The sequence below is a fragment of the Nocardioides sp. genome (assembly GCF_036405735.1).
GTDB lineage: Bacteria > Actinomycetota > Actinomycetes > Propionibacteriales > Nocardioidaceae > Nocardioides.
In genome coordinates, this window is record NZ_DASWXC010000052.1 from 1 (window position 1) to 14,413 (window position 14,413).

The 14,413-nt window shown below is 73.4% G+C and carries 14 protein-coding genes and 1 pseudogene; 1 reads left to right on the forward strand and 14 read right to left on the reverse strand.

The genetic code is table 11. The features are described from left to right. The 7 genes from VGE38_RS07645 to yczR form a co-directional block, all read right to left on the reverse strand. Window positions 1–2,754, reverse strand: a 2,754-nt coding sequence (locus tag VGE38_RS07645) for an ATP-binding protein (protein WP_331141938.1), incomplete at its 3' end; no start/stop codon positions are given. A 99-nt stretch (window positions 2,755–2,853) separates the two neighbouring features. Then, complete coding sequence (locus tag VGE38_RS07650) at window positions 2,854–3,873, reverse strand: NADPH:quinone reductase (protein ID WP_331141939.1); 1,020 nt, start codon at window positions 3,871–3,873, stop codon at window positions 2,854–2,856. A gap of 62 nt (window positions 3,874–3,935) precedes the next feature. After that, a complete protein-coding gene (locus VGE38_RS07655; RefSeq protein ID WP_331141940.1) occupies window positions 3,936–4,106 on the reverse strand; it encodes a CsbD family protein in 171 nt (56 codons plus the stop codon). A gap of 80 nt (window positions 4,107–4,186) precedes the next feature. Further along, complete coding sequence (locus VGE38_RS07660) at window positions 4,187–4,867, reverse strand: DUF4352 domain-containing protein (RefSeq protein ID WP_331141941.1); 681 nt, start codon at window positions 4,865–4,867, stop codon at window positions 4,187–4,189. 163 nt (window positions 4,868–5,030) lie between these two features. Next, on the reverse strand, window positions 5,031–5,438 hold the full coding sequence (nusB, locus tag VGE38_RS07665) for a transcription antitermination factor NusB (RefSeq protein ID WP_331141942.1): 408 nt from the start codon (window positions 5,436–5,438) through the stop codon (window positions 5,031–5,033). Beyond that, entirely contained in the window at window positions 5,438–6,004 is a 567-nt protein-coding gene (gene efp, locus VGE38_RS07670; RefSeq protein ID WP_331141943.1) for an elongation factor P, read from the reverse strand. Before efp ends, nusB begins: the two co-directional genes overlap by 1 nt. Window positions 6,005–6,113: 109 nt before the next feature. Continuing rightward, window positions 6,114–7,565 (reverse strand): MocR-like transcription factor YczR, encoded by a 1,452-nt coding sequence (gene yczR, locus VGE38_RS07675; protein WP_331141944.1) that lies wholly within the window; start codon window positions 7,563–7,565, stop codon window positions 6,114–6,116. A gap of 63 nt (window positions 7,566–7,628) precedes the next feature. Between yczR and yczE the strand changes: the two genes are divergently transcribed. Continuing rightward, window positions 7,629–8,315, forward strand: a complete 687-nt coding sequence (gene yczE / locus VGE38_RS07680) for a membrane protein YczE (protein WP_331141945.1) — start codon at window positions 7,629–7,631, stop codon at window positions 8,313–8,315. Here yczE and VGE38_RS07685 read toward each other — a convergent pair. From VGE38_RS07685 to VGE38_RS07715, 7 genes and pseudogenes are all read right to left on the reverse strand, one after another. Beyond that, window positions 8,279–8,719 (reverse strand): type II 3-dehydroquinate dehydratase, encoded by a 441-nt coding sequence (locus VGE38_RS07685; protein WP_331141946.1) that lies wholly within the window; start codon window positions 8,717–8,719, stop codon window positions 8,279–8,281. The two genes, yczE and VGE38_RS07685, sit on opposite strands and share 37 nt — an antisense overlap. After that, the gene (aroB, locus tag VGE38_RS07690; protein WP_331141947.1) at window positions 8,716–9,801 is read right to left on the reverse strand and encodes a 3-dehydroquinate synthase; all 1,086 of its coding nucleotides are present in this window, start codon (window positions 9,799–9,801) and stop codon (window positions 8,716–8,718) included. Before aroB ends, VGE38_RS07685 begins: the two co-directional genes overlap by 4 nt. Continuing rightward, a complete protein-coding gene (locus VGE38_RS07695) occupies window positions 9,798–10,307 on the reverse strand; it encodes a shikimate kinase (protein ID WP_331141948.1) in 510 nt (169 codons plus the stop codon). Before VGE38_RS07695 ends, aroB begins: the two co-directional genes overlap by 4 nt. Next, the gene (aroC, locus tag VGE38_RS07700; protein ID WP_331141949.1) at window positions 10,304–11,482 is read right to left on the reverse strand and encodes a chorismate synthase; all 1,179 of its coding nucleotides are present in this window, start codon (window positions 11,480–11,482) and stop codon (window positions 10,304–10,306) included. Before aroC ends, VGE38_RS07695 begins: the two co-directional genes overlap by 4 nt. Window positions 11,483–11,502: 20 nt before the next feature. After that, window positions 11,503–12,219, reverse strand: coding sequence for an A24 family peptidase (locus VGE38_RS07705; protein WP_331141950.1), 717 nt, complete (start codon window positions 12,217–12,219; stop codon window positions 11,503–11,505). Between the two features lie 362 nt (window positions 12,220–12,581). Next, window positions 12,582–13,811: an HNH endonuclease signature motif containing protein gene (locus VGE38_RS07710; protein ID WP_331141951.1), complete on the reverse strand. Its 1,230-nt coding sequence runs from the start codon at window positions 13,809–13,811 to the stop codon at window positions 12,582–12,584. Between the two features lie 208 nt (window positions 13,812–14,019). Continuing rightward, a pseudogene (locus VGE38_RS07715) lies at window positions 14,020–14,413 on the reverse strand (shikimate dehydrogenase); the annotation flags it as partial.

The following is a 14,413-nucleotide window of genomic DNA, read 5'->3' on the forward strand; positions in this document are numbered from 1 at the left end:
GCCGAGCCGTCCACGCGCCCATCCGGCCGGGAGCAGCGCGAACGCGCGGGCCTGGGCGAACCCCTGGCGCTCGGAGTCGCGGATGCCGCGGTCGCCGAGCTCGAGCGCCTTCTCGGGCCGCTCCAGCCAGATCGTCCGCAGCCCCTCGAGGATGTCGGCATAGGCGGCACTGAACGGATGGCCGACCTTCTCCACCAGCTCGTCGGTGCCGGCGGCGACCGTGTCGGACTCCTCGATCTCACCGAGCATGCCGAGCACCACGGCCAGCCAGCCCCGCGCCTGCACACCCGGGTGCTGCAGCCAGACCTCCAGGTCGAGCGCGTCCCCGGCCTCCTCGGCCAGGACGACGGCCCGCTCGAGGTCGGCCCGCGCGGCCGCCAGGTGGCCCCGGTGCCAGGCCGTCTGGCCGCGGGCGACGTGCAGCGCGAGCCGCAGGTCGGCGTCACCGGTGACCGCGACGGCCTGCTCGATCTGCTCGATGACACTCTCGGCCTCGTCGAACCGGCCCGAGACGAGCGCGTTGCCCCACGTGCCCCACAGCGCCGAGAGCAGGTGGCCCGACGAGTCGGTGTCGGCCGCGAGCGCGAGCGCGCGGCGGCGCTCCTCCGCCACGCCGGCGCCGTTGTAGCCGTACCGCAGAGTGAGCAGCGACCCGAGCCGCACCCGCAGCTCGAGCTCGAGGAGCTTGGCCTCCGCCGCCGGCGCCGAGGCGACCAGCGCGAGCGCCTGCCGCAGGTTGCGCTCGGCCTCGCCGAGGGCGAACCGCGTCGCTGCGGAGGACGCGGCCGCGATCGAGAGCTCCACGCCCCGCACCACGTCACCCACCGGCCCGGCCGCGGCGTAGTGGTGCGCGATGGCGGCGGCATGCGCCCCGTCGGCCCCGTGGCGGGCGTCGAGCGCCCGGGCGATCTGCGCATGGAGCGTCGCTCGGCGCATCGGTCCGACCGAGAGCACCAACGTCTCCTGCACCAGGGCGTGGGTGAAGCGCTGCTCGGCACCGACACCGTGCTCGTCGAGCACCCCGGCCGCCACGCCGCGGTCCAGCACCTCGACCAGCTCCAGCCGCGAGCGGCCGGTCACCTCGGCGAGCAGCGGCAGGTCGAAGGTGCGGCCCACTACGGCGGCGGCCACCAGCACGTCCACGTCCTCCCCCGACAGGTGTCGCAGGCGCCGCTCGATGACGGCCCGCACGCTCGTGGGGACCGGGATCCCGGCCGCCCCGGAACGGCGCCGCTCCTCGCCGTACAGCAGGGCGAGCTCGCTGACGTAGAACGGGTTGCCCTCGGTGCGCTCCCGCAGCCCGTGGGCGACGTCAAGGCTCACCTCGACACCGGTCCGACCGGCCACCAGCTCCCGGACGGCGGGGACGGTGAGCCCGGTGAGCTCGAGGCGTACGCCGCCGGGGCGCCGGGCGAGCGCGGCGACGACGTCGTCGCCGGCGGTGGCGGCCAGCTCGCTGGGGTCGCGGACCGTCACCACGATGACCAGCCGCCCGCTCCGGACGGTGGTGACGACGTACTCCAGCAGCTCGACCGACTCCTGGTCGGCCCAGTGGAAGTCCTCCAGCGCGAGCACCACGGGCCGCTGCGCCGCGAGCGTCTCCACGAACGCCGCGACGGCGTCGTAGAGCCGGGCGCGGGCGACCGACGCGGTGCCGGGGACGGTGGGGGCGGGGCCGAGCGCGGGCACCAGCAGGGCGACGGGCTCGGCGCGCCCGCTCGCCGCGGCGCGGGCCAGCTCGACGCCGACAGCGGCCACCAGGTCGGAGAGCGCCTGCTCCCACGGCCAGAACGCGGGCGCCCCGTCGTGGTCCCAGCAGCGCCCGAAGCCGACGGTCGCGCCGGACGCGTGGGCCACCGCCTCCTCGACGAGCCGGGTCTTGCCGATACCGGCCTCGCCGGTGACCGCGACCACCGTCGGCTCACCGGCCAGCCCCCGGGCCACCGCCCGGTCGATCTCCGCGAGCTGCTCCTCGCGACCCACCAGCGGGGTGCGCCGCGGGCGCTCGGGCGCGGCCGGGGACGCCGCGGGCAGGGTCAGTGACCGGTCCTGCCGCAGCACGCGCTCGTGCAGCCGTCGCAGCTCGGGCCCCGGGTCGATGCCGAGCTCCTCGGCCAGCGCCCGCCGGGCGTCCTCGTAGGTCGCGAGCGCGTCGGCCTGCCGACCGGCGCGGTAGAGGCCGAGCATCAGCAGCGCCCGCAGCGACTCCTGCAGCGGGTGCTGCCGGACCAGGTCGGGCAGCCACTCCAGGACGTCGGCGTGACGTCCCAGGCGCAGGTCCAGCTCGGCGAGCAGCTCATGGGCGGAGAGGCGCAGCCGCTCCAGCCGCTCGGATTCCGCCTCCGCGAAGGGCAGCTCGATGTCGGCGTACGCACGTCCCCGCCACAGACCGAGCGCCTCACGGACGGCGGTGCGAGCGAGCGCGGCGTCCGGCTCACCGCGCGCCTCGGTCAGCCGCCGCGCGAAGACCTCGGCGTCGAGCCGATGCCCGGCGAGATCGAGCCGGTAGCCGGGCGCGTGGGTCACGATGACCGCGTCCCCGAGCCGCGCGCGCAGGCGCGAGACGATCGCGTGGACGCTCCCCGCCGACGCCCCGGCGTCGCCCCAGACCCGTTCGACGAGGGTGTCCACCGACACGACCGTGCCGGTGTCGACGAGCAGCGCCGCCAGCACCTGGCGGTGCCGGCGCGAGCCGACGTCCACGGTCTGGTCCCCCGCGCGGACCTCGACCGGCCCGAGCACGTTGATGTCCATCAATCCTCCCGGGCGGAAAGGCTAGTGGCGAAGGCCCGGTCGCTCACCGACTTTTCGCCACACTGTGCCGCCCGGCGGAGAAATGACGGCGCGGACGGGTCAGCTGCCGGCGATGTCGAGCAGCACCTTGCCGACCGCGCCCTGCTCGACCGCGTCGTGGGCGGCGGCCGCCTCCGCCAGGGAGAAGTGGTGCAGCGGGGCGCCGGCCGTCTCGCCCACCCGCAGCGCGCCGGCGGCGACCGCGGCCGTCACGTCCTCGGCGGCGGCACGCAGCAGGTGGTCGTCGAGGGTGTAGAGGAGAATGAACTGGTAGCGCAGGTTCTTCGAGAAGGTCGCACGGAGTGGGAGCGTGAGCTCGTCGCCGCCGTTGTTGGCGTAGATCGCCACGGTGCCGCCGATGCGGAGCACCTTCCGGTCGAGGTCGTCGTTCTGCGCCGGCGCGACCTCGACGACCTGGTCGACGCCGCCCTGGGTGATCGCCGCGATCTCGGCTGCGGGGTCGCCGACCCGGTAGTTGACGGTGTGATGGGCACCCGCGGCGACGGCCAGCGCACCCTTCTCGTCGCTGCTGACGGTGGCGATCACCGTCGCACCCGCCCACCGGGCCAGCTGGATCGCCGCGTTGCCGACGGCGCCCGCGCCGCCCGCCACCAGCACGGTCAGCCCCTCCATGGCACCCGGCCACAGCCGCTCGACGTCGCCGCTCGTCAAGGCCCGGTGGGCGGTCACCGCGGGCACACCGAGCGCGGCGCCGAGGTCGTAGGACGCGGCCTCGGGCAGCGGCTGCGCCTTCCAGGCCGGTACGACGACGTACTCGGCCGCCGTGCCGTGGGGCTGGCCGTGCTGCACCAGCATGAGCCACACCCGCGTGCCCACCTCGTGGGCGGTGACGCCCGGGCCGACGGCGTCGACCACGCCGGCACCGTCCTGACCGGGCGTGACCTCGGGATGACTCATGCCGCCCGGCATGCCGCCGGCGCGGAACTTCCAGTCGGTCGGATTGACCCCGGCGCGCACGAGCCGGACCCGGATCTCTCCCGGGCCCGGCTCGGGCACGTCGCGCTCGGTCAGGCGCAGCACGGACGAGGGACCTGTCTCGGTGTAGACGACGGCACGCATGCGTTCGACGCTAGCCGCCATCGCAACCGTCCCCCGCGGTCGCCCGCCGACGGTGGGGACTCCTACTTGAAGGCGTCCTTGATCTTCTCGCCGGCCTGCTTGATGCTGCCCTTGGTCTGGTCCTTCTGGCCCTCGGCCTCGAGGTCCTCGTTGCCGGACGCCTTGCCGACAGCCTCCTTGGCCTCGCCGAACTTCTCCTCGGCGAAGTTGTCGAGCTTGTCCTGCTCACCCATGAGGGGTCTCCTTCCGTGTCGCCCGGTGTTCTTGGAGTCGACCCGGTATCCGGGCGGCGCGGTCGCGAAACAGGCGTCGGCTACCTCAGGCCGAGGGCGATGTAGGCGTCACCGTCGCCGAAGAGGTCGCTCACCTTCAGCAGGGCGCCCTTGACCCTGTCGGCCGGCACGTCGAAGACCAGGACGCCGGTCTTCGGCAGGTCCGGCTGCATGTCCTCCAGGATGAGCGGGTTCTCGGCGTAGATCGAGCCGTCGTCGTCGGTCGAGTACTCGGTTCCGTTGGTCGCGACCAGCTTGGCCGCCGACGACATGAAGGTCTTGGTCTCGTTCTTCTTGTTCTCGATCGTCAGCGTGACGACCACGAAGACGCCGTCGGCGTTGGTCCCGAACTCGCCGCCGACGTTGGAGGAGGTCGCGGCCTTCTTCACCGTGTACCGCGTCCCGGCCAGCTCGACGGTCTGCCCCACCGCGACGGGGTTGCCCTCGGTCCCGGGCTTGGCGTCCTCAGCGGGCGCGTCGGCGCTGGTCTCGGGGCCGGTGTCGGAGCTGGAGCTGGTGCCGGCGTCGTCGACGACGGTCGGGCCATCGTCGGAGCCACCGCCGCCGGCGGCGACCGCGATGACGATGATCGCGACGACGGCGACCAGCCACCACCGCTTCTTCCGGTACCACGGGCGCGACGCCTTCGCGTAGGCCTTCGCAGCCTTCGTGGCCGCCTTCGGGTTGGCGCCCTGCTCGGTGCTGGACGGGATCTGGGACATGCACATGCCTTCCTCGTTCGTGCGGACGCGACACGCGTCCGACTCGCGCCCAGCACTGTATGGCCATACCTGTATGGGTGTCCGGCGTTCGGAGCAGGTGTGGAGAACGCAACAGGCGCCCATCCGTCGGGATGGGCGCCTGTCGGCGTCGGCGGGGCCGCTGTCAGACCAGCGAGCCCTTGTCGCGCTGGATCGCGCCGAGGATGCCGTTGACGAACTGCGGGGAGTCGTCGGTGGACAGGTCCCGCACCAGCGACATCGCCTCACTGATCGCCACGCCCTCGGGGACGTCGGTGCTGTAGAGCAGCTCCCAGACGCCGAGCCGGAGCACGTTGCGGTCCACCGCCGGCATCCGGTCCAGCGTCCACTCCTTGGCGTAGGTCGCCAGCAGCTCGTCGATCCGGGCCTGCTCGGCGGCCACCCCGCGCACCAGCGTCTCGGTGTAGGGGTTGTTCGGCTCGGCGCCCTCGGCGATCTGGCTGTCGAGCAGCTCCAGGGCCGTCGTACCCCGCGCCTCGGCCGCGAAGAGCAGGTCGAGCGCGCGCTTGCGGGCCTTGGTGCGGGCAGCCATCAGGACTTGACGCGGCTGAGGTAGGAACCGCCGTCGCGGGTGTCGACCTTGATCTTCTCGCCCTGCTCGATGAAGAGCGGGACCTGGATCTCGTGGCCGGTCTCGAGCGTGGCGGGCTTGGTGCGGCCGGTGGCGGAGTCGCCGACGACACCGGGCTCGGTGTAGGTGACCTCGAGCTCGACCGAGGCCGGGAGCTCGACGAAGAGCACGCGGCCCTCGTTGGTGGCGACGATGACGTCGGTGTTCTCGAGCATGTAGTTGGCGGCGTCGCCCACGAGCTCGGGGCCGACCTCGATCTGGTCGTAGGTCGAGGTGTCCATGAAGACGTAGTTCGTGCCGTCGTTGTAGAGGTACTGGTAGGTGCGGCGGTCGACCGTCGCGGTCTCGACCTTGGTGCCGGCGTTGAACGTCTTGTCGACGTTCTTGCCGCTCTCGACGTTCTTGAGCTTGGTCCGGACGAAGGCCGGGCCCTTGCCGGGCTTGACGTGCTGGAACTCCACGACCTGCCACAGGCCGCCTTCGATGTTGAGAACCATGCCGTTCTTGAGGTCGTTCGTGGTTGCCATACGCGCGTCCAGCCTTCTTCGTCGTGTCGAGGTCGTGGAGATGTCAAGGAGCGCCCGCCGGGCGGGCAACAGCGGGAAAGTCTATCGGCGCGCTCCGGAAGCGGACGAATCAGGCGACGATCACCCGGTCGGTACGGCGCACGGCGCCGACCCGCCGGCCTCGGACGGCCTCCCACGACGCCGCGAGCACGTCCACCGCCGCGCGCAGCTCCTCGGCCGGCCGGATCCACGGGATCCGGACGAAGTGGTCGAGCCCGCCCTCGAGCGCGAACACCGGGCCGGGGGCCACCACCACGCCGCGGCGCTCCGCCTCGACAGCCACGTCGGTGGCGGCCGGCTCCGGCAGCCGGCACCACAGGCACAGCCCGCCGCGAGGCGTCCGGAAGCGCCACTCGGGCAGCCGCTCGCGCACCGCACCCACGAGCGCGTCGCGCTGCTCGCGGAGCCGTTCGCGGTGGGCGTCGACCACCGGTCCCGGCTCGGCCAGCAGCCGGGCGAGCACCAGCTGCTCCAGGACGGGCGCGCCGAGGTCGAGCCGCACCCGGGCGTGCGTCAGCGCGGTCATGGCGGCCCGGTCGGGAGCTCGCACCCAGCCGATGCGCAGCCCGCCCCAGAAGGCCTTGGACGCGCTGCCGATCGTGATCGCGGTAGGCGCGAAGCTCGCGAACGGTGGCGGCATCGGGTCGTCGTCGAGGGGGTCGAGGGACAGCGCCTGGTGCGCCTCGTCGACGATCGGCACGGTGCCGCTCGAGCGCAGGGCCGCGGCGGCACGTTCGCGCTCCGCGGCGCTCATGACCAGGCCGGTCGGGTTCTGGAAGTCGGGGATGAGGTACGCCAGCGCCGGGCGGGTCTCGCGCAGGGTCCCCCGGAGTCCGTCGAGGTCCCATCCGTCCGGCGCGACCGGAAGGCCCGACAGCCGTGCTCCGGCGCTGCGCAGCGCGTCCACGCCGTTGGGATAGGTCGGCGTCTCGACCAGCACCCGTGACCCGCGGGTGGCGAACGCCTGGGCGACGAGCGCCGACGCGGCCAGCGCCCCCGCGGTCACCATCACCTGGTCCGGACGGGTGGGCAGCCCGCGGGCGGCGTATGTCGCGGCGATCGCCTCCTGCAGGTCCGGCACCCCGGCCGGGAAGTAGCCGTGACCGCCGAGGTAGGCCGGCAGGTCGGTGACCGCGGCGCTGGCGTACGCCGCGGCCAGGCCGGGCGGCGCCGAGGAGGCGGCGCAGTTGAGGTCGATGACGGCGTCCCCACCTCCGCCCGGCATCAGCGCCCGATCGTGGGCGCGCCGGCGGTCACCGGGCACCCGGGTGAACGTGCCGGCGCCGCGACGGGCCTCGGCGTAGCCGCTCTCGACCAGGGTCGCGTAGGCGCGTGTCACCGTGGTCCGGGACACCGCCAGCGCGATGCTGAGGTCGCGCTCGCTCGGCAGCCGGGTCTCCAGCCCGATCCGGCCGTCACCGATGAGCAGCACCAGGCTCTCCGCGAGACCGGCGTACGCCGGAGTGCGGCTGAAGCCGGCCACGAGGGTCGCCAGCCGGCTGGCGGAGATGGACCGCGTCATGCAGGCCACTCTTCCACAATTGGCTATTTTCGAACAGTCCACTTCGGCGGCAGGCTGGTCATCATGACCAGCCGCCCCGCGCTCGCCGACCTCGGACCGATCGCCCAGCTCCGCGCCGGCCGCCTCGGCCGCCGGCTCCCCCAGCTGCTCGTCGGGCTGGTGCTCTACGGCGTCTCACTGGGGCTGATGGTGCGCGGCTCGCTCGGTGTGGCGCCCTGGGACGTGCTCCACCTGGGACTGGCCGAGCACCTGCCGCTCACGTTGGGCGGCGCCCTGGTGCTGACGGCCGCGCTGGTGATGGTGCTGTGGATCCCGCTCCGGGAGATGCCCGGCATCGGGACCGTCGCCAACGCTCTCATGATCGGCCCCTCCGCCGACGCCACGCTGGCGCTCGTCGACCGGCCGGACGCGTTCGTGGCGCGGCTCGCGCTGCTGGTCGGCGGTGTGCTGCTGTGCGCGCTGGCCACGGCGATGTACATCGGCGCCCAGTTCGGCCGCGGGCCGCGGGACGGACTGATGACGGGCCTGGTCCGCCGCACCGGACTGTCGATCCGGCTGGTGCGCACCGCGCTCGAGGTGAGCGTGGTCGTGATCGGTGTGCTGCTCGGCGGCCCGCTCGGGCTCGGCACGGTGCTCTTCGCGCTGGCGATCGGTCCGCTCACCCAGGCGTTCCTGCCGGCCTGGATCGTGCCGTTGGCGGCGGCCGCGCCCGGTCAGGACGAGGCGATCGTCTCCAGCGCCATCCGGTAGCCGTCGATCCCGTGCCCCTCGATCACCCGCACGGCGTGCGGGGAGACCACGGAGGTGTGCCGGAACTCCTCCGGCCGCTTCGAGGGGGCGCTGATGTGCACCTCCACCAGCGGCGCGGTGAGCTGGGCGCAGGCGTCGTAGAGGGCGTAGGAGTAGTGCGTCCAGGCGGCGGCGTTGAGGACGACCGGCGTCTGATGGTCGGCGGCGTGGTTGAGCCAGTCCAGCAGGGCGCCCTCCCAGTTGGTCTGGCGCACCTCCACCTCCAGGCCGAGCTCCTCGCCCCACCGCCTGCACAGCTCGACCAGCTCGTCGTACGTGGTGGCGCCGTAGATCTCGGGCTGCCGGCGTCCCAGCCGCCCGAGGTTGGGGCCGTTGAGAACCAGGACGGGGCCGCGGTGACTCATCGGGCCACCGCCTCGAACGCCTGCCGCAGCAGGCTCTCGTCCGGTCCGGCGAGGATGCCGGGCTTCGCCAGCCCGTCGAGGACGAGGAACCGCAGCTGCGAGCCACGCGCCTTCTTGTCGACCCGCATCGCGCCGATCAGTTCGTCGAAGCCGGCGCCGGCGTACGTCGTGGGCAGGCCGACCCGCGCGAAGGCGCTGCGGTGCCGGGCCGCCGTCGCGTCGTCGAGCCGGCCCGCGAGCCGTGCCAGCTCCGCGGCGTAGCAGCAGCCGATCGCGACCGCCTCGCCGTGGCGGATCGTGTAGCGCTCGTGCTTCTCGATCGCGTGGCCGAGCGTGTGGCCGTAGTTGAGGACCTCGCGGCCGGGGTGGCCGTCCGCACCGCCCTGCTCCTTGAGGTCGGCGACCACGACGTCGATCTTGACCCGGATGGCCCGCTCGATCAGCTCGGCGAGCACCGGAGAGTCGGGGGTGAGGTCGGCGGGATCGGTGCGCTCGACCAGCTCGAGGATGACCGGATCGGCGATGAAGCCGCACTTGACGACCTCCCCGAGTCCGGCGACCAGCTCGTCTCGCGGCAGCGTCTCGAGCGTCGCCAGGTCGCACAGCACGCCCGCCGGCTCGTGGAAGGAGCCCACCAGGTTCTTCCCGGCGCCGGTGTTGATGCCGGTCTTGCCGCCGACCGCGGCGTCCACCATCGCCAGCAGGGTGGTCGGCACGTGCACGACCCGCACGCCGCGCAGCCAGGTGGCTGCCACGAAGCCGCCCAGGTCGGTCGTCGCGCCGCCCCCGAAGGTCACCACGGCGTCGGAGCGGGTGAAGCCCGCCTCGCCCAGCGCCTCCCAGCACTGGACGGCGACGTCGGCCGTCTTGGCGTTCTCACCCGAGGGCAGGCCGAAGCCGTGGACGTCGTAGTGGTCCTGCAGGGCGCGGGCGACGCGCTCGGCCTGCGCGCCGAGCTCGCCGGCGTAGAGCAGCGCGACCCGCTCGACCCGCTCCCCCAGGATCCCGGGCAGCCGGTCGGCGAGGTCACGGCCGATGTGGACGTCGTACGGCGACGCCCCTCCGACATGCAGGGTGGTCACGTCAGCTCCTCCTCGATGAGGTCGGCCACCTCGGCCGGGGAACGGCCGTCGGTGTCGACGACCTCCGTCGCGACGGCCTCGTAGACCGGGGCGCGCTCGTCGAGCAGCTGCCGCACCCGGGCGCGGATCCCACCGGCGTCACCCAGCAGGAGCGGCCGGCCGGTGCCGAGACCGACCCGCTTGACGGCATCCGCCAGCCCGACGCGCAGGTAGACGACCCGGTGGCCGTGCAGCAGCTCCCGCGTGCCGGGGTCGAGCACCGCGCCGCCGCCGAGAGCCAGTACGCCGTCGTGGGTCGCCAGCGCCGCCGCGACCGCCTGCCGCTCCAGAGTGCGGAAGGCCGCCTCGCCGTCCTCGACGAAGATGTCGCTCACCGGCTTGCCGGCGACCGCCTCGATGTCCGTGTCGGTGTCGCGCACCGTGACGCCCCACCGCTCGGCCAGCAGGCTCCCGACCGTGGACTTGCCGGCACCCATCGGGCCGACCAGGACGACCCGCGGCCTCATGAGTAACGCAGGTTCGCCAGGTAGGACTCGGCGTTGCGTCGCGTCTCGGCCACCGAGTCGCCACCGAACTTCTCCAGCACCGCGTCGGCGAGCACCAGGGCCACCATCGCCTCGGCGACGATGCCGGCGGCCGGCACCGCACACACGTCGGAGCGCTGGTGGTGGGCGACGGACTCCTCGCCCGTGGCGACGTCGACGGTGCGCAGCGCCCGGGGCACCGTCGCGATGGGCTTCATCGCCGCGCGCACGCGGAGGATCTCGCCGGTGGTCATGCCGCCCTCGGTGCCACCGCTGCGACCGCTCGCTCGCCGAATGCCCTCCGAGGTCGGGACGATCTCGTCATGGGCCCGGCTGCCAGGAGTGGCGGCCAGCTCGAAGCCGTCGCCCACCTCGACGCCCTTGATGGCCTGGATGCCCATCAGCGCACCGGCGAGCCGCGCGTCGAGACGGCGGTCCCAGTGCACGTGCGAGCCGAGGCCCGGCGGCAGCCCGTGCACGACGACCTCGACGACTCCGCCGAGGGTGTCGCCGTCCTTGTGGGCCTCGTCGATGCGCTCGACCATCTGCTTGGAGCCGTCGGCGTCGAGGCAGCGCACCGGATCGGCGTCGAGACGGGCGACGTCGTCGGGACCGGGGAGCTCGGTGCCCGGCGTACGCACGCCGCCGAGCTCGATCACGTGCGACACGATGCGGGCGCCCACGGCCTGCTCGAGGAAGTTGCTCGCCACCCGGCCGAGCGCGACGCGGGCCGCGGTCTCGCGAGCCGAGGCGCGCTCCAGGATCGGGCGGGCGTCGTCGAAGTCGTACTTCTGCATGCCGGCCAGGTCGGCGTGACCCGGGCGGGGGCGGGTGAGCGGGGCGTTGCGGGCCTGCCCGGCGAGGACCTCGGGGTCCACCGGGTCCGCACTCATCACGGTCTCCCACTTGGGCCACTCGGTGTTGCCCACCTGGATCGCCACCGGGCCGCCCTGGGTCTCACCGTGCCGGACGCCGCCGACGAGCGTCACCTCGTCCTGCTCGAACTTCATCCGGGCGCCGCGGCCGTAGCCGAGGCGGCGGCGGGCCAGGGAGTCGCCGATGTCGTCGGAGGTGATCCGGACGTGGGCGGGCAGTCCCTCGAGGATGGCGACCAGGGAGGGGCCGTGGGACTCGCCCGCAGTGAGCCAACGCAGCATGGCGTCAGTCTCCCACGCCCTCAGGCGGCGGCGAGCGCTTGTCCCAGGACGACGGCACCCAGCGCGCCCAGCACGAGGAACGGGCCGAACGGGACGTGCCGCCGGATGGCGTTCCCGACCCACCGCAGCGGGAGGTAGCCGAGCACGCCGATGACACCGGCGAGCAGCACCGAGAGGATCACCGTGCCCGTCCCGAACGGTCCGAGCGCCAGGCCGAGCAGACCGGCCAGCCGGACGTCCCCGAAGGCCATCATCCGCGGGCTGATGAACCACAGCAGGCCGTAGTAGGCGCCCAGGCCGATCGCCCCCAGCACGCCGGCCAGCAGCACCCGGACGTCGCCGGTGGCCACGGCACCGAGCGCCACCAGCGCGCCCACGACGAGGTACGACGGCGCGATCAGCCGCGTCGGGAGGTACCAGGTCACGTAGTCGATCACCGTGAGCGCGCAGCACACCGGCACCAGGAAGACCAGCCAGGGCAGCGCCCAGCTCCAGCCGAGTGCGGCACCCAGGAGTGCGCCGGCAGTGCCACAGGCCGCAGCGCTACGGAGGCGCAGCTGCCGGCGGGCGCCGAGCTCGGCGTACGGCACCTTGTCCGGGAAGTCGGCGGGATCCTCGCCCGGGTCCGGCGTCGGCTCGGGCAACCGGGCGATCAGCCACGGCACCGCCAGTCCGAGGACGGCACACACCAGCGCGACGACCAGCGCGGCCAGCATGCGGCCGCCGTCGAGATCCATGGGCCGGACTGTAGCGACGCCCGCCGCCGGCCGGTCGAGGTGCCGTTCTCCGTTGGTCGAGCCGGCGTTCCTCGTTGGTCGAGCCGGCCTTCCTCGTTGGTCGAGCCGGCGTTCCTCGTTGGTCGAGCCGGCGTTCCTCGTTGGTCGAGCCGGCGAGCGCCAGCGAGCCGTGTCGAGACCACCGCACCGCCTCGTTGGTCGAGCCGGCGAGCGTCAGCGAGCCGTGTCGAGACCACCCGGGCATGCCGATGGCCCCGCCTACCGAGTGGGTGGCGGGGTCAGGAGCGGGATGGATGTCGAGTGGTCTCGATGCTGGTGGTGCCCTCGGGGTCGACGTGGAACATCAGGCCGTGGGGGCTGCGCTAGACATAGGTGCCGGTGTTGAGGAGGTCGTAGCTCCAGGCGGTGTGGGTCTTGATGCGGTGGTGGCGTCGGCACAGCGGTGCGAGGTTGCAGGAGCAGGTCGGCCCGCCGGCGGCACGAGCGGTGTGGGCGGTGATGTGGTCGGTGTCGCAACCCCGGGCGGGGCGGGTGCAGTGGGGGAACACGCACCGCCCGTTGACCAGCGCCACCTGCTCCCGGAGCTGGTGGGTGGGCTGGTAGCCGGTGGTCTCGACGTGCTGGTTCATGTCGAGCACCGGCCGCACCATCACGTTCGTGTTCTGGATGGTGAGCCACTCACGCAGCTGCTCCAGGGTGATCAGGCTGCGGGTGTTCTCCACCCGCACGAACGGATCCACCCCGTCGCTGTTGACCGTCAGGTGGGCGTAGAGCACCACCTGGCGCCGCGGCACGGGCACCCGCGCTTCGCCCGGCTCCTCGGTCTGCTCATCGGAGTCAGTGGTGAGGTGGAGGGTGTGGTCGTTGCGGGCGATCTCGCCGAGGGCTTTGGCGCGGCGCACGTCCAGGGAGTCGGTGGAGCCGAGTCGGGCCAGGGTGGTGGCGACTGCGTGGAGGGCGTCGGCCAGGTCCAGGGTGCCGTAAAGCTGCACGCAGCCGGTGGTGGTGACGTGCCGGGTGTCGACGGCGACGTACCGCGACTCCCGCGCGGCCTGGGCTTGGGCTTGAGCTCGGTCGGGGTCGTAGCGGGTGAGGGCCTCGGTGATGGTGCGATCCAGTTGGGCGGGGCCGATCTTGTGCGCCACCGGCGCGAGGTGCCGGTCGACCCATGCCGCGGCCTCGAACGACAGGCCGAGGGTGGCCTCGGCGATGCGGCGGGCCTGCCAGGGCTGCACCCGGCCACCGGTCAACCCGGCCCAGATGCGAGGGAGCCGGTAGCGGCACTCCATGACCTGCCCCAGCCAGATCCGGCCGGAGTCGGTGGAGCGACCCAACACCGCGGCCAGCTCGGCGATGGCGAACTCCGCCACCAACGGCGCACCCTCACCGGCGATCGCCACACAGCCTTCGGTGCCCGGCAGGGTCGCGGCCCGGTCCAGGGAGTCGACGGAGTGCATCGCCGCCCAGGCGATCGCGTCCACCATCACCTGGACCTCGGCGGCCCGGGCGGTCTCGCGGTGGGTGCGCAGGTCGGCCAACACCGCGGCCGGGGAGTCCGGCGTGGTGTCGAGGTCGATGCCCGGGCTGGTCATGAGTCCACTCAAGCACCCGGCACCGACAGTCCCCGCGAACCCGCCGCCGCGCTTGTGGAGGGACGATCACCGGTCCGACACCTGGCTCCCAGCGGCACCACGGGTGGTCTCGACACGGCTCGCTGGCGCTCGCCGGCTCGACCAACGAGGGGACCTGGCTCGCCGGCTCGACCAACGAGGCAGTGCGGTGGTCTCGACCCGGCGTGCGTCAGCGAGTGGCGAGGGCGGCCTCGCCGGCGGCTCGCATCGCCGCCTGGGGCGCCGGCCTACCGGTGAACTGCTCGAACTGCGCGAAGGCCTGGTGCAGGAGCAGGTCCAGGCCGGACACCACGACGCCGCTGGCGGCGGCGACGAGCGGCGTGGGCCAGGTGTTGTAGGTGACCTCGAAGACGACCGGCGCGCCGGCGCACCGGGCGACGAGGTCGTCGGTCTGCGCGGCCGCGGGGACGGTCGAGACGACGACGTCGCCCACGTCGGCCACGCCGTCGAGGGGCACCACGGCGACCGTCGGTGCCGCCGGGTGGGAGCGCAGCGCCGTGGCGGTCTCCGCTGCCCGCGCCGGCTCGCGCACCGCCAGGGTCAGCGTCGTCGCGCCCAGCTCC